Raw genomic sequence first — 25,993 nt, forward strand, 5'->3', positions numbered from 1 at the left:
ACAGGTTTGTTGCGTTATCAGAAATCGATCTGGGCGCGCATACCGACCACATCGACGCCGTACGAGCGATCGCCGCCTGCCGCCGCATAGAACGCGTCGGTATACTGCATGCGGCCGTAGTTGAGCAAAAGCTTGGTGTAATCGGTCAGAGTCCAGACGATGCTGCCCTGGTATCCGGCCTGCTTGCCGCCGACGATTCCGGCATCAATCAGGTCGAGGTGATCGTAGCGCAGGTTGACCTGGACGGCGCCGAAACCGCCCTTCCCGACCGGGTTCTTCGGCTTTACGCGATCGAACGTGCCGCCCTTGTACCCGCGGGTGTCGCCCTTGGTGAGGAACAAGCCGATCTCGGCATAGCCGCCGAAGAATGTGGGATCGGCGAGAGCGCCGGGGCGGTCGACGCGCTGCCAGAACGCCTCTCCGGCGACGTGCAGCGGCCCGCCGATGTAGGCCGCCTCGAGCCCGTAGCCGCGCTCTCCCTTGGCCGTCATGTTGCCGGTGTTGATGAACCGCTCGGCGGTGAAGGCGACCAGCGGACGCTGGCGGTAGCGCACGGTCGAGCCGGCATTGTCGATCGAATAGTGGTGGACCGAGCCGCCGAGGTGGAGCTGGCCCTTGCCCACTTTCGGCGCAAACACGATCCGCCCGTCAAGCCCGACGTTGCCGGTGGGCAGCGCGCTGTTGTTGTCGGTGAAGACGCCGCCTTGGAGCAGCAGGTCGCCCTTGGCGATCTCCGCCGACAGGCCTAGCCGGCGCTCGAAACCGAACGCGTCGGTGAAGGCCGCGCGCTCGATGAAAGAGGTGTGGAGGCTGCTGGTCAGTTCTTCGAGCGACTGGAAGCTGTTGTGCTGGCCCGCGGTCACCGTCAGCGCGCCGTCCTTGTACGTCAGGAAAGCGTCTGTCAGCGTTACCGTGTCGCCAGCGAAATCGACCTCGAACTTGTAGCCGAAGCCGCCGGGGATATCGCCCTGCATGCCCAGGCGCGCGCGCCGCAACGTGCTGCCGAATCCATCGGGCCGGCCGGTGCTGTCGGGCGCGTCGACGAAGCCGGTGTCCATCTGCAGCCGACCGCGGGGCTTGAAGCTCCAGCCGCCCTTGGCGGTGATTTCGGGCGCGCCCTTGAAGGCAATCTTCGTGGCGGATTCGGCCTTGGTCGCTTCGGTTGCCGCGGCCGCGCTGGCGGTCGCCGCGCTTGCTGCGGTGGTGGCCGCCTGCGCCTCGGCCTTGGCGGCCTGGAGCTGGGCCTCCAGCGTGTCGATGCGGCTGGCCATCGCGGCCATCTGCGCGCGCATCTGGGCCAGTTCCTGCGCCACCGCGGCTGCGTCCTGCGCCGCGGCGGGGACCGCCCATCCCGCGGCCACTGCCACGGCGAGTGTCGAGATCGTCAGGCGGGTCTTGGTCACTTCTTTCGTCCCTCATGAAATCAGCGTTACGCTTTCAAGGCGCCCCTATGAGCGTTGTGTGACGCCTGTGTGACTGTTTCCACAGCCGGCGTTCATGCCTCTCGCAAGCGTTCGCGCTTGCCCGCAAATGGTTGCAACTGTAACTGCGCCGCCGAAGGAGAGCCCTAATGCGCATCGGCTGCCCCAAGGAAATCAAGAATCACGAATATCGCGTCGGGCTGACCCCCGAGAGCGTCCGCGAATTGACCGCCAACGGGCACGAGGTCTGGGTCGAAACCGGCGCGGGTCTCGGCATCGGGTCGACCGACGCAGATTACCGGGCGTGCGGCGCGACGATCCAGCCCGACGCGAAGACGGTATTCGACGGCTGCGAGATGATCGTGAAGGTCAAGGAGCCGCAGGCGGTCGAGCGCGCGATGCTGCGCGAGGGGCAGGTCCTCTATACGTACCTCCACCTCGCTCCCGATCCCGAGCAGACCGCCGACCTCGTCAAGTCGGGCGTAACCGCGATCGCCTATGAGACGGTGACCGGTCCCGGCGGTTCGCTGCCGCTCCTCAAGCCGATGAGCCAGGTCGCCGGGCGGATGAGCATTCAGGCCGGCGCAACCGCGCTCGAAAAGGCCAACGGCGGGCGCGGGGTGCTGCTCGGCGGCGTTCCGGGCGTGCTTCCGGGCCGGGTCATGGTCATCGGCGGCGGCGTGGTGGGCTTCAATGCCGCGCAGATGGCCGTCGGCCTGGGTGCCGACGTGACCATCCTCGATCGCGATCCCGAAGTTCTTGAGCGCCTCGGCGTGCATTTCGAAAGCAGGGCCAAGACGCGGTTCTCCAACCAGGCCAACATCGAGCAGATGATCTGCGAGGCGGAGCTTGTGATCGGCGCGGTCCTGATCCCCGGCGCGGCGGCGCCCAAGCTCGTCACGCGCGACATGCTCAAGTGCATGAAGCCGGGCGCGGTGCTGGTCGATGTCGCAATCGACCAGGGCGGCTGCTTCGAGACCAGCCGGCCGACGACCCATGCCGAGCCGACCTACGTGGTGGACGAGGTGGTGCATTACTGCGTCGCCAACATGCCCGGCGCGGTCGCGCGCACGAGCACCTATGCGCTCAATAACGTCACCCTGCCGCATGCTCTGCGGATGGCGAACTTGGGCTGGAAGGCCGCGCTCAAGGCCAACGCCCATCTCGCGGAAGGGCTCAACGTCCACGCCGGGAAGGTGACCTACAAGGCGGTCGCCGACGAGCTGGGCTACGATTACCTGCCGGTCGCCGAGGCGGTGAACTGAAAGGTCAGTCGGGCTTCCAGCCGATCGCGACGTAGCGCGCGGACTTGGGGATGTCGGTGACGGCTTCGTTGATCGTCACCGTCTCGCCGGGGGCGAGTGCCGGCTTGGGCGAGGCGATCTCCCAGGAATAGACGATCCGGTCGCGCGCATCGCTGAGGACGATCAGGATCGAGGGGACCTTGCGCGTTTCGCGGCCCACGTTCTTCACCGTGCCGCTGGCGCCGAAATATTCGGTCCCGTTCGGCAGGGTGCGGCGCTCCTGCTGCGCCTTCGGGAAGTCCATCACCAGGTCGGGCTGCTCGAGCGCGAAAGTCGGACGGCTGATCGGCACCCAGTCGGGCAGACCCCAGTAGCTGACCGCCCCGACGGTACCCAGCGCCAGCACCGCGAAGGCGCCGGCCGCGATGGTCCAGACCTTCATCATGTTGCGTCGCGGGCGGAACGGCGGCTCGTAGTCGAACTGGGAGACTTCTTCGCCGTAAACCTCGGGCTCGCTCACCTGCGGTGCGGGTGCGGTCTCGACGACCGTCGGCGGCGGCGGCTCGTCGTACACCGGCGGAGCGGCAAAATTCTCTTCGGGCTCTTGCGCATCGGATTCCACGCGCGGCGCGGGATCGTCGGACGCCGACGGTGCAGGCACTGCCTCTTGCATGGGCTCGGCGGCTGACCGCGGCGCGGGGGGCGACACCGGGGCTTCGGCCGGTTCGGGCGGAGCAAGCGCCGGTCCGTCCTGGAACCAGCTGTGGCGGCATTTCGCGCAGCGCACGGTCCTGCCTTCCGCGCCGATGGCGCTGTCCGGCACGACGTAGCGCGTCGCGCAGGCGGGGCAGGCGATGATCATCGCGGGCGAATCTGGCCTATGCCGCGATGCCGCACAAGAGTCGCAACCGACAAGTCGCGCGGCTCATGGCTTTTTTCCACATGGAAGCACGGCTATAGCCCGCGCGCCGATGCCGTTAGCCTCCCGCCTGACCCGTTACCCGAGCGCCATGCCATGACCGGCGAGGGGGGCGAAGTGGTGACGTTCGACAACGTGGGTCTGCGCTACGGGGCGGACCGCGAGATCCTGAGCGACGTTTCTTTCACGCTGCACCCGGGCGGCTTCTATTTCCTCACCGGCGCGAGTGGCGCGGGCAAGACCTCGATGCTCAAGCTACTGTACCTCGCCCAGCGGCCTTCGCGCGGCGCGATCCGGATGTTCGGCACCGACGTCATCACGCTCCCGCGCGAGCGCCTGCCGCTGTTCCGCCGGCGGCTGGGGGTCGTGTTCCAGGACTTCCGGCTGGTTTCGCACCTTTCGGCCTTCGACAACGTCGCGCTGCCGCTTCGGGTATCGGGCGTGCGCGAGAGCGAACTGCGCCAGCCGGTGACCGACATGCTCGAATGGGTCGGCCTCGCCCACCGCATCGATGCGCGTCCCGCGACGCTTTCCGGCGGCGAGCAACAGCGCGTGGCGATCGCGCGCGCCGTGATCGGGCGGCCCGACATGCTGGTCGCCGACGAGCCGACCGGCAACGTCGATCCCGACATGGCATTGAAGCTGCTGCGGCTGTTCGAGGCGCTCAACCGGCTGGGCACAACCGTGGTCGTGGCGACCCACGACGTCCATTTGCTGCGCAAGGTACCGGATTCGCTCATCATGCGGCTCGACAAGGGGCGGTTGTCGGACCCGACCGGCGCGCTGCGCTTCCCGCCCCGCCGCGAGGCCCGCCGGTTGAGCGAGGAGGATTTCGCGTGAAGCGCCCTCCCGTTCTCGCCCGCGCCGTCGCGCGCAGCCTGGTTCCGTTCGGCGGCAGCCGCGCGGCGCAACTGGTCCCGCAGGCACGGCTCGCCGGGCCAATGCCGTGGGTCATCGCGATCATGGTCGCGTTGACCACCGTGGCCGCAGCCGGCGGCCTGGCGCTGAGCAACCTCGCCCAGAGCGCGCGCGGCGAGCTTTCGGGTGCGGCGACCGTGCAGGTCGTCGAGCCGCTGAAAGCCGAGCGCGATCGCCAAGCGCGGGCGGCTGAAACCGCGCTGGCCGCGCTGCCGGAAGTCGCGAGCATCCGCCTTGTGCCCGAAGGGGAACTCGACTCGCTGCTTGAGCCCTGGCTGGGGTCCGAGGCCGACGGTACCGTGGCGGTTCCGGTGCCTGCCTTGATCGACGTCGAACTGCACGGCCCGGCAGACGGGGCGCGGCTTGCCAAGCTGCGCACCGCGCTTTCGGGGGTCGCTCCCGCAGCACGGGTCGATGCGCAGTCGACCTGGCTCAGGCCCGTCTTTTCAGCCATCCGGTCGCTCCAATACCTGGCGATAGCGCTCGTGGTCCTGTTGGCATTGACGAGCGCGGCGGCGGTGTTGCTGGCCGCGCGCAGCGCGCTTGGCAGCAACCGTGGCACCATCGAGATCGTTCACCTGCTCGGCGGTACCGATGCCCAAATCGCGCGGATTTTCCAGCGCTCGATCGCCTTCGACGCAGCCGCAGGCGGGGCGGTCGGCCTGGCGCTCGGCATGGGCGCGATATTCGTGCTCGGCGGGCAGTTCGCCGCGCTGGGTTCGGGTATGGTCGCGGGCGGGGGGCTGGGCCCGGTCGACTGGTTCCTGATCGCCGCGATCCCGCTTGCCGGAGTGGCCATTGCGATGCTTACCGCGCGGCTGACCGTGCTCGGCGCGCTGAGGAAGATGTTATGATCGCGCGCGTAGGTGCTTTCGTCCTCCTGCTCTACCTGCTGGGATTCCTGTGGTTCGCCGCCGCCTTGCCGCAGCCGGTCGCGGGCGGGAAGACCGACGCGGTGGTGGTCCCCACCGGCGGACCAGGCCGTATCGATCGCGGGCTGGCCGTGCTGCGCGACCGCGATGCGCGTGAGATGCTCGTCACGGGAGTCGACCGCGAGGTCAAGCCGAGGGAGTTCGCGGAGGAATACCGGGTGTCGGCCGCGACTATGCGCTGCTGCATCACCCTTGGCTTCGCGGCGGTGGACACCCGGACCAATGCCTCCGAGACCGCCGCATGGGTGGAGAAGCGGAACTACAAGTCGCTGCGCCTTGTCACCACCGACTGGCACATGCGGCGGGCGGCGCGCGAGCTGGCGCGCACCTTGCCCGATAACGTGACGATCCTGCGCGACGCGGTGCCCTCGCGCCCGCGGCTCGGCGTGCTGTTCCTCGAATACAACAAGCTGCTCGCCTCGACGCTGGCGCAGTTCCTTCCGGAGTGACGGTGATGGCCGTCGTGCGCAGCATCGTCTTTTACATCGTGTTCTACCTGGGCTCGCTCGCGTACACGAGCGCTTCGCTGGCCGTGCTGCCGTTCGATCGAGCGGCATTCCGCCGCGTCGTGCGGGGCTGGGCACGCTTCCAGCGGCGGTGCGTGACCGGGATCCTCGGCATGACCATCCGCGAGGAAGGCGAGCGGCCTCCGCCGGGTCCGGTACTCTATGCGATCAAGCACGAGAGCTTCTTCGAAGCGATCGACCTGCCCGCGCTGCTCGATGAGCCTGCCGTCTTCGCCAAGGAGGAGCTTTTCCGCATTCCGCTGTGGGGCGCTTCGGCTCGTGCGTTCGGCATCGTGCCGGTGGCGCGGGACCAGGGGGCGAGGGCGCTGCGCGCGATGATCGCCGCTGCGAAGATGCACTCGGAAGCCGGGAGGCCGCTGGCTATCTTCCCGGAAGGGACGCGGGTGCCGCACGGCACGCGGCCGCAACTGCAGTCGGGCTTTGCCGGGCTTTACAAGATGCTCGGGCTCCCGGTTATCCCCGTCGCGGTGGACAGCGGCCCGCTCTACCACCGACCGTGGAAGCGCAAGGGAACCATCACCTATCGCTTCGGCGAGCCGATCCCGCCCGGCCTCCCGCGCGACGAAGCCGAGGCGCGCGTTCACGCGGCGATGAACGCGCTCAATTCGCCTGCATCCGCAGGCGGCAGCAACTCAGTGGTCTGAGCGACCGAAGTCGGGCCTGGCGTCGTCCTGGCCCTGCTCGACGATCGACCGGCGGATCTCGCGGGTCCGGGCGAAAAGGTCGAACAGCGCCTCGCCGTCACCGCGCCGGATCGCCCGCTGGAGCGCGGTCAGGTCTTCGGTGAAGCGCCCGAGCATTTCGAGCACCGCGTCGCGATTGGTCAGGAACACGTCGCGCCACATCACCGGGTCGCTCGCGGCGATCCGGGTGAAATCGCGAAAGCCGCCCGCCGAGTACTTGATCACTTCGCCGCGGGTCACTTCCTCGAGATCGGATGCGGTTCCGACGATCGTGTAGGCGATCAGGTGGGGGATATGGCTCGTCACGGCGAGCACGAGGTCGTGGTGCGCGGCGTCCATGATCTCGACGTTCGCGCCGAGCGCACGCCAGAATTCGGACAGCTTCGCGACCGCTTCGGGGTCGGCGTCGGCCGGCGGGGTGAGGATGCACCAGCGATGGCGGAACAGGTGCGCGAAGCCGGCGTCGGGCCCGCTTCGTTCGGTACCCGCGACGGGATGCGCCGGGATCACGGTTGCGCCAGGCAGCGCGCCGCGCAGCGCTTCGCCGACCGCAGCCTTGGAAGAGCCAACATCGCTGACGATCGCATCGGCGGGGAGCGCATCGGCGATCTCGACGGCAGCGGCTGCCATCGCGCCTACGGGCACGCAGAAGACGATCAGGTCGGCCCCGGCGACCGCTTCGGCGGCAGTGGCGCAGACCGTGCCGACAAGGCCCCGCTCGGCAGCCCGGCGGCGCACGTCGGGATCGGCATCGTATCCGGTCGTGGCACAGTCCGGCAGACTCTCGGCGATGGCCAGGCCGACCGAACCGCCGAGCAGCCCCAGCCCGATCACCGCTACCCGCGAAAAGCTCATCCGGCGCGCTCCGCAGCCCCGCGGATCGCCGAAGCTACCGCGTCCACCTGTGCGGCTGTGCCGATGGTGATCCGCAGGCCGTGGCCAAGTCCCTGCCCCGGCAGGTGACGCACCGCGTATCCTGCCTGGGCCAGCGCATCGAGTGCCGCCTTGGCGGTCAGCGCACCTTCGAACAGTACGAGGACGAAGTTGCCCTCGCTCGGCAGCGGGCGGATCCCGTGGTTGCTCAGCCCCGACAGGGCTTCGACCAGCCGCGCGCGGTTGGTTGCGTTCTCGGTCCGGCTGCGTTCGACGAAAGCGTCGTCCTCCAGCGCCGCGACGGCAGCCGCCTGCCCGGAGACGGTGACATTGAAGGGCCCGCGGATCCGGTTCAGCGCATCGACCAGGTGCGGCGCGCCCGTCGCCCAGCCGATCCGCTCTCCGGCAAGCCCGTGGATCTTCGAGAACGTCCGCGTAACCAGGACATTGGCGCGGGTGGCGGACAGTGCGAGCCCGCCGTCGTCCTCTCCCGGCGCGAGGTACTCGGCATAAGCCTGGTCGAGCACGAACAACACGTCATCGGGCAAACCCGCGTGCAGCCGCGCGACTTCGGCGGCATCCAAATAGCTGCCCGTGGGATTGTTGGGGTTGGCGAGATAGACCACGCGGGTGGACGGCGTGACGGCGGACAGGAGTGCGTCGACGTCGCAGCCGTAATCGGCATCCGGTGCCTCGACCGGCGTCGCCCCGCAGCGCCGCGCGGCGATATCGTAGACGATGAAGCTGTAGCGCGGGAAAAGCACCTCGTCGCCGGGCCCGGCGAAGGCATTGGCGGCGATCTGGAGCAGTTCGTCCGAGCCGGTGCCGCAAACGATCAGCGCGGGGTCGATCCCGAACTTAGCGCCGATCGCCCTGCGCAGCGCCGTGCTGTCGGGATCGGGATAGGCGCTCGGTCCCGCCGCCTCTGCACGGGCGGCCAGCGCGGCAGACGAGGTGCCGAGCGGATTCTCGTTGGCCGACAGCTTGACGAGCGGCTTGCCGTCCGCGCCGGCGGACTTGCCGGGAACGTAGGCGTGAATGCCCTCGATCCAAGGCTTCAGGGTGGGACGACTGGCCATCGAGGGGGCGCATAGCCGCTGGCACCGGGCTTGCGAACAAAATCCTCCTTCGCACGGGGCGTTTGCTGCTTTGGCGAGACTTGTTGACAGCACGCGGTCGATGCCGCCAAGCCGCGCCGCCATGGCCCCCGCGCTTCCATCCCGGACCTACACGCTCCCTGCGCCGCTACAGCTCGATGGCGGACAGGTGCTCGAGGGCGCCTCCATCGCCTTCGAGACCTATGGCGAGCTGGCGGCAGACAAGGGCAATGCAATCCTCATCTGCCACGCGCTGACCGGCGACCAGTATGTTGCGAGCGATCATCCGGTCACCGGCAAGCCAGGATGGTGGGAGCGGACGGTGGGGCCGGGCAAACCGATCGACACGGATCGCTTCCACGTCATTTGCGCCAACGTGATCGGCGGGTGCATGGGCTCGACCGGACCGGCGAGCATCGCGGGAGACGGCCAGCCCTATGCCATGCGCTTCCCGGTCATCACCATTCGGGACATGGTCCGCGCGCAAGTCGCCTTGCTCGATGGCCTCGGGATCGAGCGTCTGCATGCTGTCGTCGGAGGGTCGATGGGCGGAATGCAGGCGCTGAGCCTTGCGGCCAACTTCCCAGGCCGGTGCGATCGCGTGCTCGCGATTGCGACGACCGCGCGCCATTCCGCGCAGAACATCGCGTTCCACGAGGTGGGGCGGCAGGCGGTGATGGCGGACCCCGACTGGCAGGGCGGCAATTACTATGGTTCGGGCCGCGCACCCGACAAGGGGCTGAGCGTGGCGCGAATGGCCGCCCACATCACATACCTCAGCGAATCCGGCCTCACCGAAAAATTCGGCAGGAACCTCCAGGACCGGGACGCCAAGACGTTCGGCTTCGATGCGGATTTTCAGGTGGAAAGCTACCTGCGGTATCAGGGCAGCGGCTTTACCCAGCGGTTCGACGCCAACAGCTACCTCTATATCACCCGCGCGATGGACTATTTCGACCTTGCAGAAGAACACGGCGGCAAGCTCGCGGAAGCTTTCGCGGCGAGCACGGCGCGGTTCTGCCTCGTCAGCTTCGACAGCGATTGGCTCTATCCGACCGCCGAAAGCCGCCACATAGTCCACGCGCTCAACGCGGCGGGCGCAGCGGTGAGTTTCGTCGAGCTTTCCGCACCGCACGGACACGACAGCTTCCTGCTCGACGTCTCCGCGCTCGACCGGGTGATGAAGGGTTTCGTCGGGTGAGCCTGCGGCCCGACCTCGCGGTGATCGCCGACCACGTGCGTCCATCGACGCGCGCTCTCGACATCGGCTGCGGCGACGGCGCGCTGATGGCAGCGCTGGTGGCCAAAGGATGCGATGCGCGCGGGATGGAGATCGATCCCGAACTCGTCGAGCGGTGCGTCGCGCGGGGCCTCAGCGTGGTGCAAGGCGATGCCGACCGCGACTTGGCCGATTATCCCGACAAGGCGTTCGACTATGCGATCCTGTCGCAGACCCTCCAGACCGCCGCACGGCCCGACCGGATGCTCGACGAACTGCTGCGCGTCGGGCGGCAGGCGTTCGTCTCGTTCCCCAACTTCGCCCACTGGCGGATGCGCGCCGCACTGGCGCTGGGGGGGCGGATGCCGGTCACCCGGCACCTGCCGGTGAGCTGGTATGAAACGCAGAACATCCACCACGTCACGGTGGCCGATTTCCGCGACCTGATCGCCGCGATGGGCGTGAAGTGCGAGCGCGCGTGGTTTTTCTCCGGAAACCGCGCCATCGGTCCGGCCGCGGCCAACCTGCGTGCCGAACACGCGGTATTCGAGCTTTCCCGATGACCATAGTCACCCGCTTCGCCCCCTCGCCCACCGGGCTGCTCCATGTGGGCAACATACGTACTGCGCTCCACGCGTGGTTGCTCGCGTGCAAGCACGGCGGGCGGTTCCTGCTGCGGATCGACGACACCGATGCCGAGCGCAGCCGCGAGGAATACGTGGATGCCATCCGCGCCGACCTCGAGTGGCTGGGGCTGGCGCCCGACGGCGAGGAAAGGCAGTCGGAACGGCTCGCGATCTACGAGGATGCCTTCGAGAAGCTACGCGAAGCCGGCCGCGTCTATCGTTGCTACGAGACCGCGCAGGAACTCGACCTCAAGCGCAAGGTGCTGCTCGGGCGCGGCCTGCCGCCGATCTACGACCGGGCGGGGCTCGCGCTGACCGATGCGGACCATGCCCGGTTTGCGGGCGAAGGCACGGCACCGCACTGGCGCTTCCGGCTCAACCACGATGCGCCGATCGAGTGGCTCGACGGCGTGCGCGGGCCGCAGCATTTCGACCCCGCGCAACTGTCCGACCCGGTCATCCGCCGCGCCGACGGTTCGTGGCTCTACATGCTGCCGAGCGCGATCGACGACGCCGAAATGGGCGTGACCGACGTGCTCCGCGGCGAAGACCACGTCAGCAATACTGCCGTGCAAATCCAGATGTTTACCGCGCTTTTTGCTGCAGGTTTCGGTGCAGCAAATTCGCTGCCCCGGTTCGCGCACGAGGCGCTGCTGGTCGGGCGCGAAGGCAAGCTTTCGAAGCGCCTCGGCTCACTGTCCGCGAGCGCGCTGCGCGACAGCGGGATCGAGCCCGAGGCGCTCGTGGCACTGCTCGCGCGCCTCGGCACGAGTCTGCCGGTCGAGCCGATCGCCGACCGGGGGAGGCTGATCGAAAGCTTCGACCTCGCCACCTTCGGCCGCGCACCGGCTCGGTTCGACGAGACCGAGCTCGAGCGGCTCAACCATGCGATCGTGCATCAGCTCCCGTATGCGTCCGTTGCTCCCCGCTTGCCCGATGGCATGGACGATCGCGCATGGCTGGCGATCAGGCCGAACCTGGAAAAGGTCGCCGATGCGGCGGATTGGTGGCGGATCGTGACCGGACCGATCGCCGCGCCTGTCCTCGAGCCGGAGGACCGCGCCTTCGTCGCCGAGGCTGCCGCGCACCTCACCTGGTCCGACGACCCGTGGACCGGGCTGACCGGCGTGCTCAAGGAAGCGACCGGCCGCAAGGGCAAGGCGCTGTTCCTGCCGCTGCGCCGCGCACTCACCGGTCTCGATCACGGCCCCGACATGCATGCGCTGCTTCCGCTGATCGGAGAGAACGAGGCGCGTGCCCGGCTCGAGCGTGCGGCGAGGGGCGATTGATCCAGCCGACAGGGCCGGCTTGCCTTCGCCTTGCGCGCTTCGCATAAGCGCGCGATGGCCTCGAAATCCCGCTTCATGTCCACGCCTGGCGAGCAGTCGCTCGGCCGGCTGACCCAGCGGATTGCGGACGAGATCGGCGAATCGATCGTAACCGGCAAGCTCGAGCCGGGCGATCGCCTGCCGGTCGAGGCCGATCTTGTCGCGAAGCACGGTGCAAGCCGCAGCGTCCTGCGCGAAGCGGTCAAGGTGCTCAACGCCAAGGGGCTGGTTACTGCCAAACCGCGCCGCGGGACCACGGTTACGCCGCAGTCGGAATGGAACGTGTTCGATCCCGATGTGCTGCGGTGGACCCTGGCCGGTCGCTTCTCGCTCGACCTGCTGATCCAGTTCACCCAGATCCGCATCGGCATCGAGCCACAGGCCGCCGCACTCGCCTGCATCGCGGCGAGCGAGCGCGATATCGCCCGGATCGGCGAAGGCTATCGCCGCATGGTCGATGCGGACAAGGGGCGCGACGACCCTCTCGCGGCGGATATCAGCTTCCACCTCGCGATCCTCGATGCCACGCACAACCTGTTCTTCGCGCGGCTGAAGCCGCTCGTCGAAACCGCGCTGCACTTCTCGATCCGCTACACCGATTCGATCGTGCGTGACGAAAGCGAGAAGCTGGGTGTCCACGAGGATGTCTTTCTCGCGATCGCGGCGCGGGACGCGGAGGCGGCGAGTGCGCACGCCCTCAAACTGCTGACCGATGCCCTGGAATTGATGCGGCAGGGCCAGGCGAGCGGATCAGCTCACCCGGGCAAACGCAAGGGCCAGGCCGCGACGCGCGCAGTCGCCCCCTGACAGCGCGCGCGATGCGCGGCCGGCTAGCTCCAGCGCGCGGCCGTAGCTCGCTGCGAGTGCGTCGGAACAGATCAGATTGACCGGTGCGTCATCGGAGAACTGCGGCAGGGCGCCGGCGACATCCGCACCTACGATCAGCCCGCTGAGAAAGCTCGCGCCATCCTCTCGCGCCAGCGTCTTTTCGACCTGCCTGACCCTGCTCGCGAACAGGAGCCCGAGTAGGTTGTTGGCGCCGTGGCGCAGCGAAAGGCGGACGCCTTCGTCGAACGCCTTGCCCGGATGCGGCGGTGCGCTGTCCGGCGCGACGAGGACGGAATTCTTCGAGAGCGCCGCAAAGAGCTCGCCGCTGATCGCCGTGTGGAAGGACGCGAGGCGCCCATCCTCGACGCGGATCCACTTGTTGTGCGTACCGGGGAGGGCGAACAGTCCGTCCCGCATTCCCTCGATCGCGCAGCCTCCCGCGATCTGGGTCTCCTCACCCCGCATCACGTCGCGTTCACCGTAGGGATTGACGCAGCGCATGCCCGGAAGGATCGAAACGGTCCGACCCGCGTGTTCGAACCGGACCGCGCCGCGCCCCAGATCGGAGACCGGCAGCGGCGCACCGACGTACCCTGCCTCGCGCCAGCCGATATTGCCGCCGATCATGCCGCACAGCATCGCCGGAACCGTCGGCCAGCCATCGGTGACGCGGTCGAATGCGGCGGCGCAGGCCTCCTGCCCGCCGCCGAGCGTGGCCACCCCGGCCCCCTCGCGCGCATCCAGCGCATTGCCCTCTTCGTCGCACAACCAGAACCGCGCGGCGGTCGTGCCCCAGTCGCCGGCGACGAACCGCGCTCCCTGCAGGCTTTCGGGCATCCCGCCCTCTGTCACCCCGAGCGAAGTCTCACTCAATTCGAATGCCATCACCCTGGTCCCGCCCCCAAGCGCCTTTGCGACAATCGACCCGGGCCCTGTATCGAAAGGCACGCGACAATCGCCATTGCCATTCCCAAATAAAGCATATAAATAAGTTTGTATAGCCCTTGGAGCGTCATGCCCGACCTGCAGCAAACCCTTGAGAGCATGCCTGTCGTCGCGATTATCCGCGGCGTGCGTCCGGATGAGGCCGAGGGTGTGGCCGAGGCGATCCTGGGCGCAGGGATTGGCGCGATCGAAGTGCCTCTCAATTCCCCCGATCCTTTCGCCAGCATCGACAAGCTCGCCTCGCGATTCGGCGACCAGGCGATCATCGGTGCGGGAACGGTGCTTTCGGCCGACGATGTGCGCCGACTTGCCGATGCAGGCGGCCGAATCGCTGTCGCACCCAACACGGACGCAGCCGTCATCGCCGCCTGCCTCTCCAGCGGGATCGAGCCGATGCCCGGTTTCGTGACGCCGACCGAAGCGTTCGCCGCCTATGCGGCAGGCGCGCGGTGGCTCAAGCTGTTTCCAGCGGGCACGCTCGGTCCAGCCTATCTCAAGGCGATGAAGGCCGTGCTGCCCTGGGACGCCCGCGTGCTGGCGGTCGGCGGCGTCGGCGCCGCGAACCTCGCGGACTGGGAAGGGGCCGGCCTGGCGGGTTTCGGAATCGGCACGGACATTTACGCACCTGGCGATTCGCCCGACATGGTCGGGGCCAAGGCGAGAAGGCTGGCGGCTGCCGTGAGGGCAATCGACTAGCCAGCATATTCACAAAGCGCGTACGGCAACGACCGGCGCGCACTCGGGGGAGTTCGGACGGATGAATCTTACGACGCTCGACGTCACGGTCATCGTGATCTACGCGATCTTCATCTTCGGCCTGGCGCAGTACGTAAGCCGGGAAAAAGGCGGGAAGGCGAAGGACAGCTCGGACTATTTCCTGGCGTCCAAGAACCTGCCGTGGTGGGCAATCGGCGCGTCGCTGATCGCGGCCAACATCTCTGCCGAGCAGATCGTCGGCATGTCCGGCTCTGGATACGCGATCGGGCTTGCGATCGCCTCCTACGAATGGATGGCGGCGCTCACCCTGCTGATCGTCGGCAAGTACTTCCTGCCGATCTTCCTCAAGAACCACATCTACACGATGCCGCAGTTCCTCGAACAGCGGTACGGCACGACGATCCGCACGATCATGGCGGTATTCTGGCTCGCGCTCTACGTCTTCGTGAACCTGACCTCGATCGTCTGGCTCGGCTCGATCGCGGTGACCACGGTCGCGGGCGTCGATCAAGACGTCGCGCTTTGGGCGCTGGGCGGTTTCGCGCTGCTCTACCAGGTCTACGGCGGCCTCAAGGCGGTCGCGCTGACCGACATCGTGCAGGTGACGCTGCTGGTGCTGGGCGGGCTTCTCATCAGCTTCATCACCCTGAGCGAAATCGGCGGAGAGGCCGGCTTCATCGGCGGGTTCAGCCGCCTGACGACCGAGCTGCCGGGCCACTTCGACATGATCCTCAGCCCCGACAACCCGTTCTACAAGGACCTGCCGGGCCTTTCGGTGCTGATCGGCGGCATGTGGATCGCCAACCTCAGCTACTGGGGGTTCAACCAGTATATCATCCAGCGCGCCCTTGCGGCGAAGAGCCTGGCAGAAGCGCAGAAGGGCGTGGTCTTCGCGGCCTTCCTCAAGCTGCTGATGCCGGTGATCGTGGTCCTGCCGGGGATCGCAGCGGTCGTCCTCGCGCCTGGGCTCGCCAAGCCGGACCAGGCCTATCCGACGATGATGGGCCTGCTCCCGGCCGGTATCCTGGGCCTCGTGTTCGCGGCGCTGATGGCGGCGGTGGTCGCTTCGACCGCGTCCAAGATCAACTCGATCGCGACGATCTTCACGCTGGACCTCTACGCCAAGTACCGCGGCATCGGCAGCGTTGCCGAGGAAGGCGTGGCGGGCGAAGGCAATGCACCGGGGGCGGCTTCTGTGGGTGCGCCGCAAGCTCCGCCCACCGGCGGGCTGGCCGCCAACGAACGGCACCTCGTGCTCGTCGGGCGCATCACCGCCGCGGTGGCGACCCTGCTCGCCCTGCTCACGGCGCGCCCGCTGCTGGGCAATTCGGACCAGGCGTTCCAGTTCATCCAGGAATTCTCGGGCTTCTTCACACCGGGCATCACGGTCATCTTCCTCCTCGGCCTGTTCTGGAAGAAGGCCAGCGAAGCAGGCGCGATCGGGGCTGCGGTGGCTTCGGTGGTGCTAAGCTACCTGTTCAAGGTCCTTCTGCCCGAACTTCCCTTCATGGACCGCATGGGCATCGTCTTCCTCGCCTCGCTTGCCCTTGCGGTGGTGCTCTCGATCGTGTTCCCGGCAAGCGCCGGACGCGACCGCATCACGACCGACGGGATCAGCTATGCGACCACGAAGGGCTTCAACGTGGCGGCGTTGCTCGTCGTCCTGATCCTCGTTGCGCTTTACGCGACCTGGTGGTGATCAAGTGACCGGCCCCATCCGCATCGCCCTGGTCGGCTTCGGCAAAATAGCGCGCGACCAGCACGTCGCCGCGATCGCGGCGACCGAGGGGATCGAACTGGTCGCCGTCTGCTCCGAACACGGCGCGGCGCCGGAGGGAATCCCGCAATTCGCCAGCCTGGACGCAATGGCCGCCTCGGGCATAGCTGTCGACGCGACGTCCCACTGCAACACGCCCGCCGCGCGCTTCGCCACGGCGCGGCGCAGTCTCGAGCTTGGCTATGCGACCCTGCTCGAGAAGCCCCCGTTCGCCACGCTGAGCCAGTGCCGCGAGATCGAGGAACTGGCCGAGGCGCGCGGTCTCGTCCTGGCCACCAGCTGGCACTCGCAGCACAATGCCGCGGTCGACGCGGCGAAGGCATGGCTTGCCGACAAGACCATCCGTAGGTTTCGCCTCGCGTGGATCGAAAGCGCGCGCAAGTGGCACCCGGGGCAGGAGTGGATCTGGCAGGCCGGCGGATTCGGGGTGTTCGATCCCGGCATCAACGGCTTCTCGGTGATGACGAAGATCATGCCCTTTCCCGTCCACGTCGCCGCGGCGCGGTTCGAGGTGCCGGGCAATTATCCCATGCCGATCGCCGCCGAACTCGACATCGCCGCCCCGGTGGACGGCTTCGATGGCAAGGCGGTGCTCGATTTTCGCGGCGGCGACAGCGAGCAATGGGACATCGCGGTCGAATGCGACGAGGGGACGCTCGAACTGTTCTCGGGCGGCCGCAGGCTCTTGATCGACGGCGAGACCCGCGCCGACCACGGCAACGCCGAATACCGGGGCATCTATGCCGATTTCGTCGCGGCCGTTCGGGCCGGAACCAGCGCGGTCGACCTCGCGCCGCTGCGCTTCGTCGCCGATGCCTTCATGCTTGCCGAGCGTACGACCGTCGAGGACTACCAGCCCTAGCCCAACGATACGCGCATCTCGGGCAATCCGCGTGCGCCGGGATGCGCAAGGAACATGTCGCCGGCGTGGGGGTCTGCTTCCTCGGGGCTTCTCGCCAGGTCCGACCAGGCGCTGGTGATCGCAAGGACATCGAGATCGGGCCCGCCGAATGCCGGACAGGTCGGTTGCAGTGCGGGCAGGGCTACATTCTGCGTCTCGCGGCCGGTCGCGGGGTCGAGGCAGATCACCCGGCTTCCACCCCACAGCGCGACCCAGATGTTGCCCGCGGCATCGACACAGGCCCCGTCGGGCCACCCTTCCTCTGCGGTAAACTGCCGTACGACCCGATGGAACTCCGCTCGTTCACCATAGCGATAGGCGTTGAGCGTGCCGGTCGTGGTGTCGGTGTGGTACATGGTCGCACCGTCGGGGGACCAGCACAGCGCGTTGGTGATGGCGATGTTCTCGACCAGCGGCGTCAGCGACCTGTCGCGTTCGAGCCGCCACAGCGTGCCCAGGTGCGACCCACCCGCGGCTGCGGCGTCCTCGACCATGGTGCCAGCGACGAATCGGCCCTCGCGATCGACCCGCCCGTCGTTGAACCGCACGCCGGGGACCGCCTCGGGCTGCGCGAGCCATTCGAGCGCACCGCTGGCGATTTCGTACCGGGCGAAGCCTTGCGAGAATGCGCCGACGATCACCCCTGCCTCTTCGGTCAGTGCAAGCGATCCGAGCCGGTGCGGCAATGCGTGCTGGTGGAGCGCGTGCTCCTTCCACTCCAGCCGGTAGAGCAGGCGGGCGTGGATGTCGGTCCAGATGAATTCCTGCGCCCGGTCGTCCCACACCACGCCTTCGCCAAGGCAATTGGCGACCGCGATCGGCTCTACGGTATGCTCAGACATGGGCCGACCCTAGCGCCACGCGCGTGGCGGGCAAGCGGTCAGTCTTTGTGCCGCGACAGTTCGTCGCCGGTCAGGGTGACGACGTGCAGCAGGTTGGTACTGCCGGGGGTCCCGAAGGGCACGCCCGCAAGCGCGATCAGCTTGCTGCCCGCTACGCCGAAGCCGTGGCGCAGCGCCATGCGCTTGCCCTTGGCGATCATCTCTTCGAAGGACCCGATGTCCTTGGTCGCAACCGCGTGCGCGCCCCACAGCAAGCCGACGCGACGCGCTGTCTTCACCGAAGGGGTAAGGACCAGCATCGGCACGCTCGGACGTTCGCGCGCAACGCGGCGGGCGGTGCTGCCCGACCCTGTGAACACGATGATTCCGCTGACCGCGACGGTATCGGCGATCGTCATGCAGGCATGGCTCAGCGCGTCGGCGGTGGTCCGGTCGGGCGGCGTGTCGAGCAGGCGCACGCGCTCGAGGTAGGCATCGTCGCGTTCGACCTGGGTGGCGATCCGGTCCATGATCGTGACCGCTTCCTCGGGCCATTCGCCGGCCGCGGTTTCCGCGCTCAGCATGACCGCGTCGGCGCCGTCGTAGACTGCGTTGGCGACGTCGGAGACTTCGGCCCGGGTCGGACTGGGGCTCTCGATCATCGATTCGAGCATCTGCGTCGCGACGATCACCGGCTTGCCGGCACCGCGTGCGGCATTGACGATCTTCTTCTGAAGAGGCGGCACTTCCCATGGTTCGAGCTCGACCCCCAGGTCGCCGCGCGCGACCATAATCCCGTCGGCCAGTTCGAGCAGTTCGGGAAGCCGCCGCACCGCGCTCGGCTTCTCGATCTTGGCGCAGAGGGCGCCATAGCCGCCCATGAGTTTGCGCGCTTCGGCAAGGTCTTCCGGGCGCTGGACGAAGGACAGGCCGATCCAGTCGACGCCCTGTCCGACCGCGAAGGCCAGGTCCTTGCGATCCTTCTCCGTCAGCGCCGGAATCGGCACCTCGGCATCGGGCACGTTCACTCCCTTGCGGTCGGAGATGACCCCGCCGACCTCGACCGAGCACAGGATGCTGTCGGCTTCGGCCTTGATCACCTTCAGGCGGATCTTGCCGTCGTTGATCAGCAGCCGCTGGCCTTTCTGGAGCACCGCGAACAATTCAGGGTGGGGCAGCTCGACGCGGGTCTCGTCGCCCGGCGCGGGATTGCGGTCGAGCGTGAAATGGCCCGAGTGGCGGATCACCGCCTGCCCGTCCTTGAAGCACCCGACGCGCAGCTTGGGCCCTTGGAGGTCGGCGAGGATCGCGATCGGCCGCCCGCTCGATTTCTCGAGCTCGCGGATCGCCTTGATCGTCGCCGCGTGATCCTCGTGCGCGCCGTGGCTCATATTGACACGAAACGAGTCGGCGCCGGCCTTGAGAAGCTTCGCGAGCATTTCGGGGGATCGGCTCGCGGGGCCGATCGTGGCGAGGACCTTGACCTTGCGGCTGCGCGGTTCGAGCTTCTGCATCCTCGCCGCCTATGGCAAGGCGCGTGCGCAACACAAGATAAGTTAGGACCGATGGATACGAATTCCGATCTGCTCGACTCGCTGCCCGACGAGCAGGCCGCGGCGGCATTCCGCCGCCTCGTCCGCCACCTGCGGCATCGGAGCGATGCCCAGAACATCGACCTGATGGGGCTCGCGGGGTTCTGCCGCAACTGCCTTGCCGACTGGATTCGCGACGCCGGCTATCCGGGCGACAAGGCCGAAGCGCGCGAAGTGATCCACGGAATGCCCGCCGACGAATGGAAATCGAAGCACCAGTCGCCTGCCACGCAGGAGCAGATCGACCGGATGGACGCGAGCCTGAAGCGCAACGCGGCGGAATAGTTTTCCACGCACTGCCGGACCGGGCTTCAAAGGCCTCGGTCGGCTGGCTATCGGACCGCCAACCGATTCTGTTTCACCGGAGCTTTGACAAGAAAATGGCCGACGCCACCGACGACCGCCTGCGCCTGCTGATCGAGCGCATCGAACGCCTCGAGGAAGAGAAGAAGGGCATCGCGGACGACATTCGCGACGTGTACGCAGAGGCCAAGGCGGTCGGCTACGACGCCAAGATCATGCGCCAGATCGTCCGCCTGAGGAAGATGAAGCCCGACGACCGCGCCGAGATGGAAATGGTGCTCGACACCTACAAGGCGGCACTCGGTCTCGGCTGACGCCTGCGACCGCTGGTAAGGCGGCACCCGGGCTCGGCTGATCAGCCGGCTCCCGCGAGCACCAGCGAAATGAACAGTGAGTTGTGGAGCATGTGCAGCAGGACGCTGCTCCACAGCCCGTGTTTGACCCGCAGGTAACCGAGCAGCAGCGCAAGTGCGAATTGCGGAAGGATCATCGGGAGCAGTGCGGCGCCGCCAGCGGCAAAGTTGCTCAGGTGGATCGCCGCGAAAGCGATCGCGCTGCCCCAGAAGAACCAGCCGAAGCGGCGCTGGAACCATGCGACCGCGGGGCGCTTGCGGAATACCGCCAGCGCCAGAATCGCCAGCATCGCGGCCAGCGCCCCTGCGCCGAGAAGCGGCAGGGCCGATCCACTGCCCGCGTTGAACGCAGCTCCTGCGCCGAGGAACGTGAGCAGGGCGACGATGGTCAGCGGGGTCGCGATCAGGTGCCCGGGCCGCCCGGACAGCCAGCCGCGGAAAAGGATTTCCTCTCCGATCGGGGCGCCGATCACGATGAAGCCGATCATGCCGGGGGTCAGGTCGATCTCGCCGAGCAGGTGCTCGGGCATTTCGAAGCCTAGCTGGAGCGCCAGTCCGATCGAGCCGAGCAGCACCGCCATGATCGCGAGGTCGAGCGCGAACAGCGGCAGCAGCGCCTTGAGTCCCCTCGCAAGACCAGGGTCCGCGCGGTCCGGCAATGCCGGGCTGCGAAGGAAGGCGGACCATGCGCGCCAGCTTGCCGGGGCGGGCAAAGCCCACCGGCCTCTTGTCGGTTGCCCGCTCATGCGGCTAATGCGCCCCCGTTCCGAAATCGTCATCCAAGAACGGACCCATGGCAGGCCATTCCAAATTCAAAAATATTATGCACCGCAAGGGCGCGCAGGACAAGAAGCGCTCGGCGATGTTCTCCAAGCTCAGCCGCGAGATCACCGTCGCCGCCAAGATGGGCGCGCCCGATCCCGACATGAACCCGCGACTGCGGCTGGCGATCAACAACGCCAAGGCGCAGTCGATGCCCAAGGACAACATCCAGCGCGCGATCGACAAGGCCGCGGCGGCCGGCGGCGAGGACTACGAGGAAATCCGCTACGAGGGCTACGGCCCCGGCGGCGTGGCCCTCATCGTCGAGGCGCTGACCGATAATCGCAACCGCACCGCGACCAACGTGCGCACCGCGTTCAGCAAGAACGGCGGTAACCTCGGCGCGAGCGGCGCGGTGAGCCACGGGTTCGAGCGAAAGGGACTGATCGAATACGGCCCCGGCGCTGGCGACGAGGACAAGGTCCTTGAAGCCGCGATCGAGGCGGGCGCGGACGATGTCGAGAGCGGCGAGGACGGCCACACTATCTGGACCGATATGGAAGCGCTGCACGAGGTCGCCGGTGCGCTCGAGAAGACGCTCGGGGAGGCAGAATCGGTCAAGCTGGCGTGGAAGCCCAACATCACCGTGGCGCTCGACGAGAGCAATGCCGCTACCCTCCTCAAGCTCGTCGACACGCTCGACGACGACGATGACGTCCAGACCGTCTGGGGCAACTACGAAGTCAGCGACGAGATCATGGAAAAGCTTTCCTGATGGCCGCCACGATAAACGTGGCGGTGGGCTGATGAGTTGGGCGGTCATCGCCAAGGCGCTTCTTGCCGGGGCAATGATCGCCGCCATTTCGGAGATCGGCCGGCGACTTCCCGCGACCGCGGCGATCGTCGCGTCGCTACCGCTGGTCTCGGTGCTCGGCATGGTGTTCCTGTGGCAGGCGAAACCCGATGCCGAGAACATGGCGATCCATTCGGCGGCGACCTTCTGGTACGTGCTGCCGAGCCTGCCGATGTTCCTCGCGATCCCGGTGATGCTTCGCTCGGGCATGAACTTCTATCTCGCCCTGGCGCTCGGCTGCGCGCTGACCGTGGTGCTTTACCTCGCCATGATGCAGGTCGGCCCGCGATTCGGGCTCAGGCTGTGACGATGCGCCCGTGATCATGCGCCCATGATCATTCTGGGCCTCGACCCATCGCTCTCGTGCACCGGGTGGGGAGTCATCCGGGTCGAGGGATCGCGCACGACCCACCTCGCCAACGGGCAGGTGCCGACCGATACCAAGGCCGCGATGCCCGAGCGGCTGCATCACCTGCACGATGCCATCGCGGCGATTCTTGCCACCCATGCGCCCGACCGGGTGGCGGTGGAGGAGGTTTTCGCCAACAAGAACCCGCAATCGACCCTGAAGCTGGCGCAGGCGCGCGGTGCGGTGCTCGCCGCGTGCGGGCGCGCCGGCGTGCCGGTGCGTGAACACGCCGCCCGGCTGGTCAAGAAGGCCGTGGTCGGCACCGGCGGCGCGGAAAAGGCGCAGGTCCAGGCAATGCTCAAGGTGCTGCTGCCCGGTGTGGCGGTGGCCGGGGCTGACGCCGCCGATGCACTCGCCGTCGCGATCGCAGACGCGCATCTGGGAGAGCGCTGATGTTCCTAGTCGTCTTCCGCAACCGCAAGCGCGCCGATATCGACGCCGCCACCTATGCCGCCGACGCGGAAGCGATGGAAACCCAGGCCGCCACGCAGCCCGGCTACCTCAGCTTCAAGTCGTTCACCGCCGACGACGGCGAAGTCGTGGCGATCAGCGAATGGGAGGACGAAGCATCCGCCCGGGCCTGGGGGCGGCTTGCCGAACACCGCGCGGTCCAGCACAAGGGGCGGCAGGAATACTACGCGGAGTACACGCTGCTGGCTTGCGCCGACCCGCGCGTGCACCGCTTCGACGGACCGAAATAGCGGAGATCGGGACATGACCATCCACTTCTATGGCATCCCCAACTGCGACACGGTGAAGAAGGCGCGCGGCTGGCTCGATACGCAGGGCCACGCCTACACCTTCCACGACTACAAGAAGGAAGGCGCCGATCCGGACCTCGTCCGGAGCTGGGTCCACGCGGTCGGCTGGGAGCGCGTGCTCAACCGCCAGGGCACCACGTTCCGCAAGCTCGAGGCGGCGCAGAAGGAAAACCTCGACCAGGAACGCGCGATCCGGCTGATGGTCGCGCAGCCTTCCTGCATCAGGCGGCCCGTGCTCGACCACCCGGGCGGATTGCTGGTCGGGTTCGACGCCGCCGAATGGGAAGCCGCCCTAGCGTGAGCCCGCTGGAAATCGCCGGGACGGTCCTCGGCCTCATCAACATCGTCCTGCTGATCCGCCGGTCGGTGTGGAACTTCCCCGTCGCGATGGCGATGGTGAGCTGCATCGGCGTGGTCCTGTTCGGCGCCCGGCTCTATGCCGAGGCAGGATTGCAGGTCTTCTTCTTCGTCGTGAACGCCTGGGGCTGGTGGATGTGGAGCCGCGCGAAGGGCCGGGGGGACACGGTACCGGTGCGCTGGCTCGACTGGCCTTCGCGGATCGGGTGGGCAGCCGGGGCGGCAATTTTCAGCGTGCTGCTCGGCCTTGCCCTGGCGCGCTGGACCGACGCGGCGCTGCCGATGGCCGACAGCGCGGTCGCGGGGATGAGCGTCGTCGCGCAGATCCTCCTCGGCCTGCGCCGGATCGAGAACTGGGTGCTGTGGATCGTCATCGACGTCGTCTCGATCGCGCTTTACCTCGATCGCGGGCTCAACCTGCTCGCGGCGCTATACTTCGCCTTCCTCGTGCTGTCGGTTGTCGGACTGCGCGAATGGACCCGTTCGACACGCATGGAGACGGCATGATCCGCGTTTGCTTTCACGGCGCCGAGAGTACCGGCAAGACCTCGCTTGCCCAAGTTCTGGCAGAAGAGTGGAACTGTACCCTGGTGCCCGAATACGGGCGCATCCACGCGGAAACCAAGGGCACGGACTTCACGCTCGAGGATCTCAAGGACATCGCCCGCGAGCAGGACCGGCTGATGCAGGCGGCTTGCGAATCCGCGCCGCCGCTCGTCCTGCTCGACACCGATCCGCTGATGACCGCCGCCTGGGCCCAGATGCTGTTCGGGAAGATACCGCCTGAGTTGCTCGCCTATGACAAGGCCGACCTCTACCTTCTGTTCGCGCCCGACGTGCCGTGGGAGTTTGACGGCACGCGGTTCTTCGGTTTGCCTGAAGCGCGCGCGGATTTCGCTGCGCTGGCCGAAGACCTGCTGGTCCGCAGCGGCGTCCGGTTTCAGGTGATCGAGGGCACCTGGGACGAGCGGGAGGCTGAAGCCCGCGCCGCGATCGCCGGCGCGCTCGGATGAGGTTCAGCTTTGCCGGGGCAAGAGGCGCTCCCATGCGAACGCTGATCATCCTCGCCGCTCTCCTCGCTGCCGTCCCCGCGCAGGCGCAGCTCGTCATCGCCCACCGCGGCGCAAGCGGAGAGCGGCCCGAGCACACGCTCGCCGCCTACGAGCGTGCGATCGACGCAGGCGCCGATTTCATCGAGCCCGACCTGGTGGTGACCAAGGACCTCGTCCTTGTCGCGCGGCACGAGAACGAGCTGTCCGACACCACCGACGTCGCGAGTCGCGAGGAGTTCGCTGCTCGCCGCAAGACTGCCGAGATCGACGGCCAGTTGATTACGGGATGGTTTGCCGAGGACTTCACCCTCGCCGAATTGCGCACTTTGCGCGCGAAGGAGCGGCTACCCGGCTTGCGCCGCGCGAACGCACGCTACGACGGACTGTACCAGGTGCCGACTTTCGCCGAGATCGTGTCGCTGGTGCGCGCCAAATCGGCCGAAAGCGGACGGACCGTGGGCCTATATCCCGAGCTCAAACACCCGACCTTCCTGCTCCAGCAGGGCATCGACAGCGTCGACCTGTTTGTCTCCGCGCTGAAGAAGGAGGGGCTCGATGGGAAGGCCATCCCGCTTTTCGTCCAGTGTTTCGAGGTCGCGCCGTTGCAGCGGCTCGACCGGTTGACCGACCTGCGGCTTGTCCAGCTTGTCGCTGCCGAAGGCGGCCCGGCGGACGAACCGGCGGTCTCCTATGCCGAGATGCTGTCCCTGAGCGGTCTCGCGCGGGTCAAGGAATACGCCGACGCGATCGGGGCGAGCGCGTCGCTCGTGGTCGGGGTCGACGGCAAGCCGACCGCGCTCGTCGCCACGGCGAAGGCGGCGGGCCTCCCGGTGCACGCGTGGACTTTGCGCAAGGAAAACGCCTACCTGCCACCGGCGTTGCGCAACGGCACCGACGAAGCCGCGACGGGCAACTACGCCGCTGCTTGGACCCTGCTGGCGGCAGCCGGAGTCGAAGCGATCTTCACCGACGACCCCGCGCTGGCGACCGCGCTCAGGCGCTCCGCGTCGCGGTGACGATGTAGTTCAGCGCCAAGTCGGCGGAGAGGTGCAGGCCCTTCGTCGGCGAGAAGGCGATGCCCCGGGGTTCTCCCATCGTAAGCCCTGCCGCGGCAAGCAGGCTCGCGAGTTCGTCGGGGGTGACGAAATCGTCCCAATGATGCGTGCCCCTCGGCACCAGCCCCACCGCTTCCGCGGCGCCGACCAGCAGCAGGCGCGACTGCGCGGTGCGGTTGGGGGTGGAGAGCACCATCAGCCCGCCGGGTGAGAGGCGCGCGGCGAGGTCGGTGACGAACGCGGGCTTGTCGGCGACGTGCTCGATCACCTCCATGCTGGTGACGAGGTCGAAGGTCCCGATGTCGAGCGCGCCGACTTCCCCCGCCATGTAGCGCACGTCGATGCCCGCACCCTCGGCGTGCGCCGCGGCCGCGGCCACGTTCTCGGGTGCCGCGTCGATCCCCGTGACCTGCGCGCCGAGGCGGGCGAGCGGCTCGCACAGCAGCCCCGCGCCGCAACCGACGTCGAGCGCGGCCTTGCCCGCGAGCGGCCGTACGCTGCCGTTCGTGCCCCAGTGCGCGTCCACCGCGTCGCGAATGAAGCCCAGGCGCACCGGGTTCAGCCGGTGGAGCATCGCCGACGAACCCTTCGGATCCCACCACTCCGCCGCCAGCTTGCCGAAGTGCGCCGCCTCGCCGGGCCGTATGGTAACGGGGCGGATCGTTTGGCCGCCAGAAGTTTTGGTATCGGCGGGCGTGGTTGCATCGCTCATGCCTCGCC

The 25,993-nt window shown here is 67.6% G+C and carries 31 protein-coding genes; 22 read left to right on the plus strand and 9 right to left on the minus strand.

Features of this window, described 5'->3' with window-relative positions; translation table 11 throughout:
* Positions 1-17: 17 nt before the first annotated feature.
* On the minus strand, positions 18-1,403 hold the full coding sequence (locus A6F68_RS03695) for an OprO/OprP family phosphate-selective porin (protein WP_067676481.1): 1,386 nt from the start codon (positions 1,401-1,403) through the stop codon (positions 18-20).
* Between the two features lie 167 nt (positions 1,404-1,570).
* Between A6F68_RS03695 and ald the strand changes: the two genes are divergently transcribed.
* On the plus strand, positions 1,571-2,686 hold the full coding sequence (gene ald / locus A6F68_RS03700; RefSeq protein WP_067676484.1) for an alanine dehydrogenase: 1,116 nt from the start codon (positions 1,571-1,573) through the stop codon (positions 2,684-2,686).
* A gap of 4 nt (positions 2,687-2,690) precedes the next feature.
* Here ald and A6F68_RS03705 read toward each other — a convergent pair whose 3' ends face one another.
* The gene (locus A6F68_RS03705) at positions 2,691-3,527 is read right to left on the minus strand and encodes a zinc-ribbon domain-containing protein (protein ID WP_067676486.1); all 837 of its coding nucleotides are present in this window, start codon (positions 3,525-3,527) and stop codon (positions 2,691-2,693) included.
* Between the two features lie 153 nt (positions 3,528-3,680).
* Here A6F68_RS03705 and ftsE point away from each other — a divergent pair, with 153 nt between their 5' ends.
* From ftsE to A6F68_RS03725, 4 genes are read left to right on the plus strand one after another with little or no spacing between them, the layout of a single operon-like run.
* Entirely contained in the window at positions 3,681-4,424 is a 744-nt protein-coding gene (gene ftsE / locus A6F68_RS03710; protein ID WP_067676488.1) for a cell division ATP-binding protein FtsE, read from the plus strand.
* Complete coding sequence (locus tag A6F68_RS03715) at positions 4,421-5,356, plus strand: cell division protein FtsX (RefSeq protein ID WP_067676491.1); 936 nt, start codon at positions 4,421-4,423, stop codon at positions 5,354-5,356. Before ftsE ends, A6F68_RS03715 begins: the two co-directional genes overlap by 4 nt.
* A complete protein-coding gene (locus A6F68_RS03720) occupies positions 5,353-5,883 on the plus strand; it encodes a YdcF family protein (protein ID WP_067676494.1) in 531 nt (176 codons plus the stop codon). The genes A6F68_RS03715 and A6F68_RS03720 overlap by 4 nt, the downstream gene beginning before the upstream one ends.
* Positions 5,884-5,888: 5 nt before the next feature.
* Positions 5,889-6,605 (plus strand): lysophospholipid acyltransferase family protein, encoded by a 717-nt coding sequence (locus tag A6F68_RS03725; RefSeq protein WP_074428331.1) that lies wholly within the window; start codon positions 5,889-5,891, stop codon positions 6,603-6,605.
* On the opposite strand, the gene A6F68_RS03730 is transcribed toward A6F68_RS03725, so the two are convergent.
* On the minus strand, positions 6,594-7,499 hold the full coding sequence (locus A6F68_RS03730; protein ID WP_067676499.1) for a prephenate/arogenate dehydrogenase family protein: 906 nt from the start codon (positions 7,497-7,499) through the stop codon (positions 6,594-6,596). The genes A6F68_RS03725 and A6F68_RS03730 overlap by 12 nt on opposite strands.
* Positions 7,496-8,596: a pyridoxal phosphate-dependent aminotransferase gene (locus A6F68_RS03735; protein WP_067676502.1), complete on the minus strand. Its 1,101-nt coding sequence runs from the start codon at positions 8,594-8,596 to the stop codon at positions 7,496-7,498. The genes A6F68_RS03730 and A6F68_RS03735 overlap by 4 nt, the downstream gene beginning before the upstream one ends.
* Before the next feature lie 121 nt (positions 8,597-8,717).
* Here A6F68_RS03735 and metX point away from each other — a divergent pair, with 121 nt between their 5' ends.
* From metX to A6F68_RS03755, 4 genes are read left to right on the plus strand one after another with little or no spacing between them, the layout of a single operon-like run.
* On the plus strand, positions 8,718-9,815 hold the full coding sequence (metX, locus tag A6F68_RS15305) for a homoserine O-acetyltransferase MetX (protein ID WP_067676505.1): 1,098 nt from the start codon (positions 8,718-8,720) through the stop codon (positions 9,813-9,815).
* Positions 9,812-10,396: a methionine biosynthesis protein MetW gene (gene metW, locus A6F68_RS15310; RefSeq protein ID WP_067676507.1), complete on the plus strand. Its 585-nt coding sequence runs from the start codon at positions 9,812-9,814 to the stop codon at positions 10,394-10,396. The genes metX and metW overlap by 4 nt, the downstream gene beginning before the upstream one ends.
* Entirely contained in the window at positions 10,393-11,748 is a 1,356-nt protein-coding gene (gene gltX / locus A6F68_RS03750; protein ID WP_067676510.1) for a glutamate--tRNA ligase, read from the plus strand. Before metW ends, gltX begins: the two co-directional genes overlap by 4 nt.
* A 54-nt stretch (positions 11,749-11,802) precedes the next feature.
* Positions 11,803-12,594 carry a FadR/GntR family transcriptional regulator gene (locus A6F68_RS03755; protein ID WP_067676513.1) on the plus strand — a complete coding sequence of 264 codons (792 nt, stop codon included), beginning with the start codon at positions 11,803-11,805 and terminating at the stop codon, positions 12,592-12,594.
* Here A6F68_RS03755 and A6F68_RS03760 read toward each other — a convergent pair.
* A complete protein-coding gene (locus A6F68_RS03760; RefSeq protein WP_067676516.1) occupies positions 12,538-13,500 on the minus strand; it encodes a 2-dehydro-3-deoxygalactonokinase in 963 nt (320 codons plus the stop codon). The genes A6F68_RS03755 and A6F68_RS03760 overlap by 57 nt on opposite strands.
* A gap of 129 nt (positions 13,501-13,629) precedes the next feature.
* Here A6F68_RS03760 and A6F68_RS03765 point away from each other — a divergent pair, with 129 nt between their 5' ends.
* The 3 genes from A6F68_RS03765 (at position 13,630) to A6F68_RS03775 (ending at position 16,916) form a co-directional block, all read left to right on the plus strand.
* The gene (locus tag A6F68_RS03765) at positions 13,630-14,256 is read left to right on the plus strand and encodes a 2-dehydro-3-deoxy-6-phosphogalactonate aldolase (protein WP_074428268.1); all 627 of its coding nucleotides are present in this window, start codon (positions 13,630-13,632) and stop codon (positions 14,254-14,256) included.
* A gap of 61 nt (positions 14,257-14,317) precedes the next feature.
* Complete coding sequence (locus A6F68_RS03770) at positions 14,318-15,976, plus strand: sodium/sugar symporter (RefSeq protein ID WP_067676519.1); 1,659 nt, start codon at positions 14,318-14,320, stop codon at positions 15,974-15,976.
* Positions 15,977-15,980: 4 nt separating this feature from the next.
* A complete protein-coding gene (locus tag A6F68_RS03775; RefSeq protein WP_084001590.1) occupies positions 15,981-16,916 on the plus strand; it encodes a Gfo/Idh/MocA family protein in 936 nt (311 codons plus the stop codon).
* On the opposite strand, the gene A6F68_RS03780 is transcribed toward A6F68_RS03775, so the two are convergent.
* Both A6F68_RS03780 and pyk read right to left on the minus strand, forming a co-directional pair.
* Positions 16,913-17,797, minus strand: a complete 885-nt coding sequence (locus tag A6F68_RS03780; protein ID WP_067676522.1) for an SMP-30/gluconolactonase/LRE family protein — start codon at positions 17,795-17,797, stop codon at positions 16,913-16,915. The two genes, A6F68_RS03775 and A6F68_RS03780, sit on opposite strands and share 4 nt — an antisense overlap.
* A gap of 38 nt (positions 17,798-17,835) precedes the next feature.
* The gene (gene pyk, locus A6F68_RS03785) at positions 17,836-19,290 is read right to left on the minus strand and encodes a pyruvate kinase (protein WP_067676525.1); all 1,455 of its coding nucleotides are present in this window, start codon (positions 19,288-19,290) and stop codon (positions 17,836-17,838) included.
* 51 nt (positions 19,291-19,341) lie between these two features.
* Here pyk and A6F68_RS03790 point away from each other — a divergent pair, with 51 nt between their 5' ends.
* Complete coding sequence (locus A6F68_RS03790) at positions 19,342-19,653, plus strand: DUF1244 domain-containing protein (RefSeq protein ID WP_067676528.1); 312 nt, start codon at positions 19,342-19,344, stop codon at positions 19,651-19,653.
* Between the two features lie 95 nt (positions 19,654-19,748).
* On the plus strand, positions 19,749-19,985 hold the full coding sequence (locus A6F68_RS03795; protein ID WP_067676531.1) for a DUF2312 domain-containing protein: 237 nt from the start codon (positions 19,749-19,751) through the stop codon (positions 19,983-19,985).
* 41 nt (positions 19,986-20,026) lie between these two features.
* On the opposite strand, the gene A6F68_RS03800 is transcribed toward A6F68_RS03795, so the two are convergent.
* Complete coding sequence (locus A6F68_RS03800) at positions 20,027-20,737, minus strand: CPBP family glutamic-type intramembrane protease (RefSeq protein WP_198152663.1); 711 nt, start codon at positions 20,735-20,737, stop codon at positions 20,027-20,029.
* Between the two features lie 80 nt (positions 20,738-20,817).
* Between A6F68_RS03800 and A6F68_RS03805 the strand changes: the two genes are divergently transcribed.
* Genes A6F68_RS03805 through A6F68_RS03840 form a run of 8 tightly spaced genes read left to right on the plus strand, consistent with a single transcriptional unit; the run spans position 20,818 to position 25,234 of the window.
* Positions 20,818-21,561: a YebC/PmpR family DNA-binding transcriptional regulator gene (locus A6F68_RS03805; protein ID WP_067676537.1), complete on the plus strand. Its 744-nt coding sequence runs from the start codon at positions 20,818-20,820 to the stop codon at positions 21,559-21,561.
* Positions 21,562-21,592: 31 nt separating this feature from the next.
* Positions 21,593-21,946 carry a DUF3147 family protein gene (locus A6F68_RS03810; protein ID WP_067676543.1) on the plus strand — a complete coding sequence of 118 codons (354 nt, stop codon included), beginning with the start codon at positions 21,593-21,595 and terminating at the stop codon, positions 21,944-21,946.
* Positions 21,947-21,970: 24 nt separating this feature from the next.
* Complete coding sequence (ruvC, locus tag A6F68_RS03815; protein ID WP_067676546.1) at positions 21,971-22,441, plus strand: crossover junction endodeoxyribonuclease RuvC; 471 nt, start codon at positions 21,971-21,973, stop codon at positions 22,439-22,441.
* Complete coding sequence (locus tag A6F68_RS03820) at positions 22,441-22,749, plus strand: antibiotic biosynthesis monooxygenase family protein (RefSeq protein ID WP_067676549.1); 309 nt, start codon at positions 22,441-22,443, stop codon at positions 22,747-22,749. Before ruvC ends, A6F68_RS03820 begins: the two co-directional genes overlap by 1 nt.
* A 13-nt stretch (positions 22,750-22,762) precedes the next feature.
* On the plus strand, positions 22,763-23,110 hold the full coding sequence (locus A6F68_RS03825; RefSeq protein WP_067676552.1) for an arsenate reductase: 348 nt from the start codon (positions 22,763-22,765) through the stop codon (positions 23,108-23,110).
* Positions 23,107-23,673: a nicotinamide riboside transporter PnuC gene (pnuC, locus tag A6F68_RS03830; protein WP_067676555.1), complete on the plus strand. Its 567-nt coding sequence runs from the start codon at positions 23,107-23,109 to the stop codon at positions 23,671-23,673. Before A6F68_RS03825 ends, pnuC begins: the two co-directional genes overlap by 4 nt.
* Entirely contained in the window at positions 23,670-24,179 is a 510-nt protein-coding gene (locus tag A6F68_RS03835; RefSeq protein ID WP_067682012.1) for an AAA family ATPase, read from the plus strand. Before pnuC ends, A6F68_RS03835 begins: the two co-directional genes overlap by 4 nt.
* A 32-nt stretch (positions 24,180-24,211) precedes the next feature.
* Positions 24,212-25,234: a glycerophosphodiester phosphodiesterase family protein gene (locus A6F68_RS03840; protein WP_067676558.1), complete on the plus strand. Its 1,023-nt coding sequence runs from the start codon at positions 24,212-24,214 to the stop codon at positions 25,232-25,234.
* Here the strand turns inward: A6F68_RS03840 and ubiG are convergent.
* Entirely contained in the window at positions 25,212-25,985 is a 774-nt protein-coding gene (gene ubiG / locus A6F68_RS03845) for a bifunctional 2-polyprenyl-6-hydroxyphenol methylase/3-demethylubiquinol 3-O-methyltransferase UbiG (protein WP_067676561.1), read from the minus strand. The genes A6F68_RS03840 and ubiG overlap by 23 nt on opposite strands.
* Positions 25,986-25,993: the final 8 nt, after the last annotated feature.

It is taken from the genome of Tsuneonella dongtanensis, from assembly GCF_001698205.1.
Classification (GTDB): Bacteria; Pseudomonadota; Alphaproteobacteria; order Sphingomonadales; family Sphingomonadaceae; genus Tsuneonella; species Tsuneonella dongtanensis.

What these genes read in the sequence shown, in the direction of transcription:
- A6F68_RS03755 (WP_067676513.1), top strand. Translation starts at nt 11,803, where the DNA reads ATGGCCTCGAAATCCCGCTTCATGTCCACGCCTGGCGAGCAGTCGCTC.
- ubiG (WP_067676561.1), bottom strand. Translation starts at nt 25,985, where the DNA reads ATGAGCGATGCAACCACGCCCGCCGATACCAAAACTTCTGGCGGCCAA.
- A6F68_RS03735 (WP_067676502.1), bottom strand. Translation starts at nt 8,596, where the DNA reads ATGGCCAGTCGTCCCACCCTGAAGCCTTGGATCGAGGGCATTCACGCC.
- A6F68_RS03820 (WP_067676549.1), top strand. Translation starts at nt 22,441, where the DNA reads ATGTTCCTAGTCGTCTTCCGCAACCGCAAGCGCGCCGATATCGACGCC.
- A6F68_RS03835 (WP_067682012.1), top strand. Translation starts at nt 23,670, where the DNA reads ATGATCCGCGTTTGCTTTCACGGCGCCGAGAGTACCGGCAAGACCTCG.
- A6F68_RS03795 (WP_067676531.1), top strand. Translation starts at nt 19,749, where the DNA reads ATGGCCGACGCCACCGACGACCGCCTGCGCCTGCTGATCGAGCGCATC.
- A6F68_RS03805 (WP_067676537.1), top strand. Translation starts at nt 20,818, where the DNA reads ATGGCAGGCCATTCCAAATTCAAAAATATTATGCACCGCAAGGGCGCG.
- metX (WP_067676505.1), top strand. Translation starts at nt 8,718, where the DNA reads ATGGCCCCCGCGCTTCCATCCCGGACCTACACGCTCCCTGCGCCGCTA.
- A6F68_RS03825 (WP_067676552.1), top strand. Translation starts at nt 22,763, where the DNA reads ATGACCATCCACTTCTATGGCATCCCCAACTGCGACACGGTGAAGAAG.
- A6F68_RS03770 (WP_067676519.1), top strand. Translation starts at nt 14,318, where the DNA reads ATGAATCTTACGACGCTCGACGTCACGGTCATCGTGATCTACGCGATC.
- A6F68_RS03730 (WP_067676499.1), bottom strand. Translation starts at nt 7,499, where the DNA reads ATGAGCTTTTCGCGGGTAGCGGTGATCGGGCTGGGGCTGCTCGGCGGT.
- A6F68_RS03720 (WP_067676494.1), top strand. Translation starts at nt 5,353, where the DNA reads ATGATCGCGCGCGTAGGTGCTTTCGTCCTCCTGCTCTACCTGCTGGGA.
- A6F68_RS03810 (WP_067676543.1), top strand. Translation starts at nt 21,593, where the DNA reads ATGAGTTGGGCGGTCATCGCCAAGGCGCTTCTTGCCGGGGCAATGATC.
- gltX (WP_067676510.1), top strand. Translation starts at nt 10,393, where the DNA reads ATGACCATAGTCACCCGCTTCGCCCCCTCGCCCACCGGGCTGCTCCAT.
- ftsE (WP_067676488.1), top strand. Translation starts at nt 3,681, where the DNA reads ATGACCGGCGAGGGGGGCGAAGTGGTGACGTTCGACAACGTGGGTCTG.
- A6F68_RS03765 (WP_074428268.1), top strand. Translation starts at nt 13,630, where the DNA reads ATGCCCGACCTGCAGCAAACCCTTGAGAGCATGCCTGTCGTCGCGATT.
- ald (WP_067676484.1), top strand. Translation starts at nt 1,571, where the DNA reads ATGCGCATCGGCTGCCCCAAGGAAATCAAGAATCACGAATATCGCGTC.
- A6F68_RS03760 (WP_067676516.1), bottom strand. Translation starts at nt 13,500, where the DNA reads ATGGCATTCGAATTGAGTGAGACTTCGCTCGGGGTGACAGAGGGCGGG.
- ruvC (WP_067676546.1), top strand. Translation starts at nt 21,971, where the DNA reads ATGATCATTCTGGGCCTCGACCCATCGCTCTCGTGCACCGGGTGGGGA.
- A6F68_RS03780 (WP_067676522.1), bottom strand. Translation starts at nt 17,797, where the DNA reads ATGTCTGAGCATACCGTAGAGCCGATCGCGGTCGCCAATTGCCTTGGC.
- A6F68_RS03790 (WP_067676528.1), top strand. Translation starts at nt 19,342, where the DNA reads ATGGATACGAATTCCGATCTGCTCGACTCGCTGCCCGACGAGCAGGCC.
- A6F68_RS03705 (WP_067676486.1), bottom strand. Translation starts at nt 3,527, where the DNA reads ATGATCATCGCCTGCCCCGCCTGCGCGACGCGCTACGTCGTGCCGGAC.
- A6F68_RS03725 (WP_074428331.1), top strand. Translation starts at nt 5,889, where the DNA reads ATGGCCGTCGTGCGCAGCATCGTCTTTTACATCGTGTTCTACCTGGGC.
- pyk (WP_067676525.1), bottom strand. Translation starts at nt 19,290, where the DNA reads ATGCAGAAGCTCGAACCGCGCAGCCGCAAGGTCAAGGTCCTCGCCACG.
- A6F68_RS03840 (WP_067676558.1), top strand. Translation starts at nt 24,212, where the DNA reads ATGCGAACGCTGATCATCCTCGCCGCTCTCCTCGCTGCCGTCCCCGCG.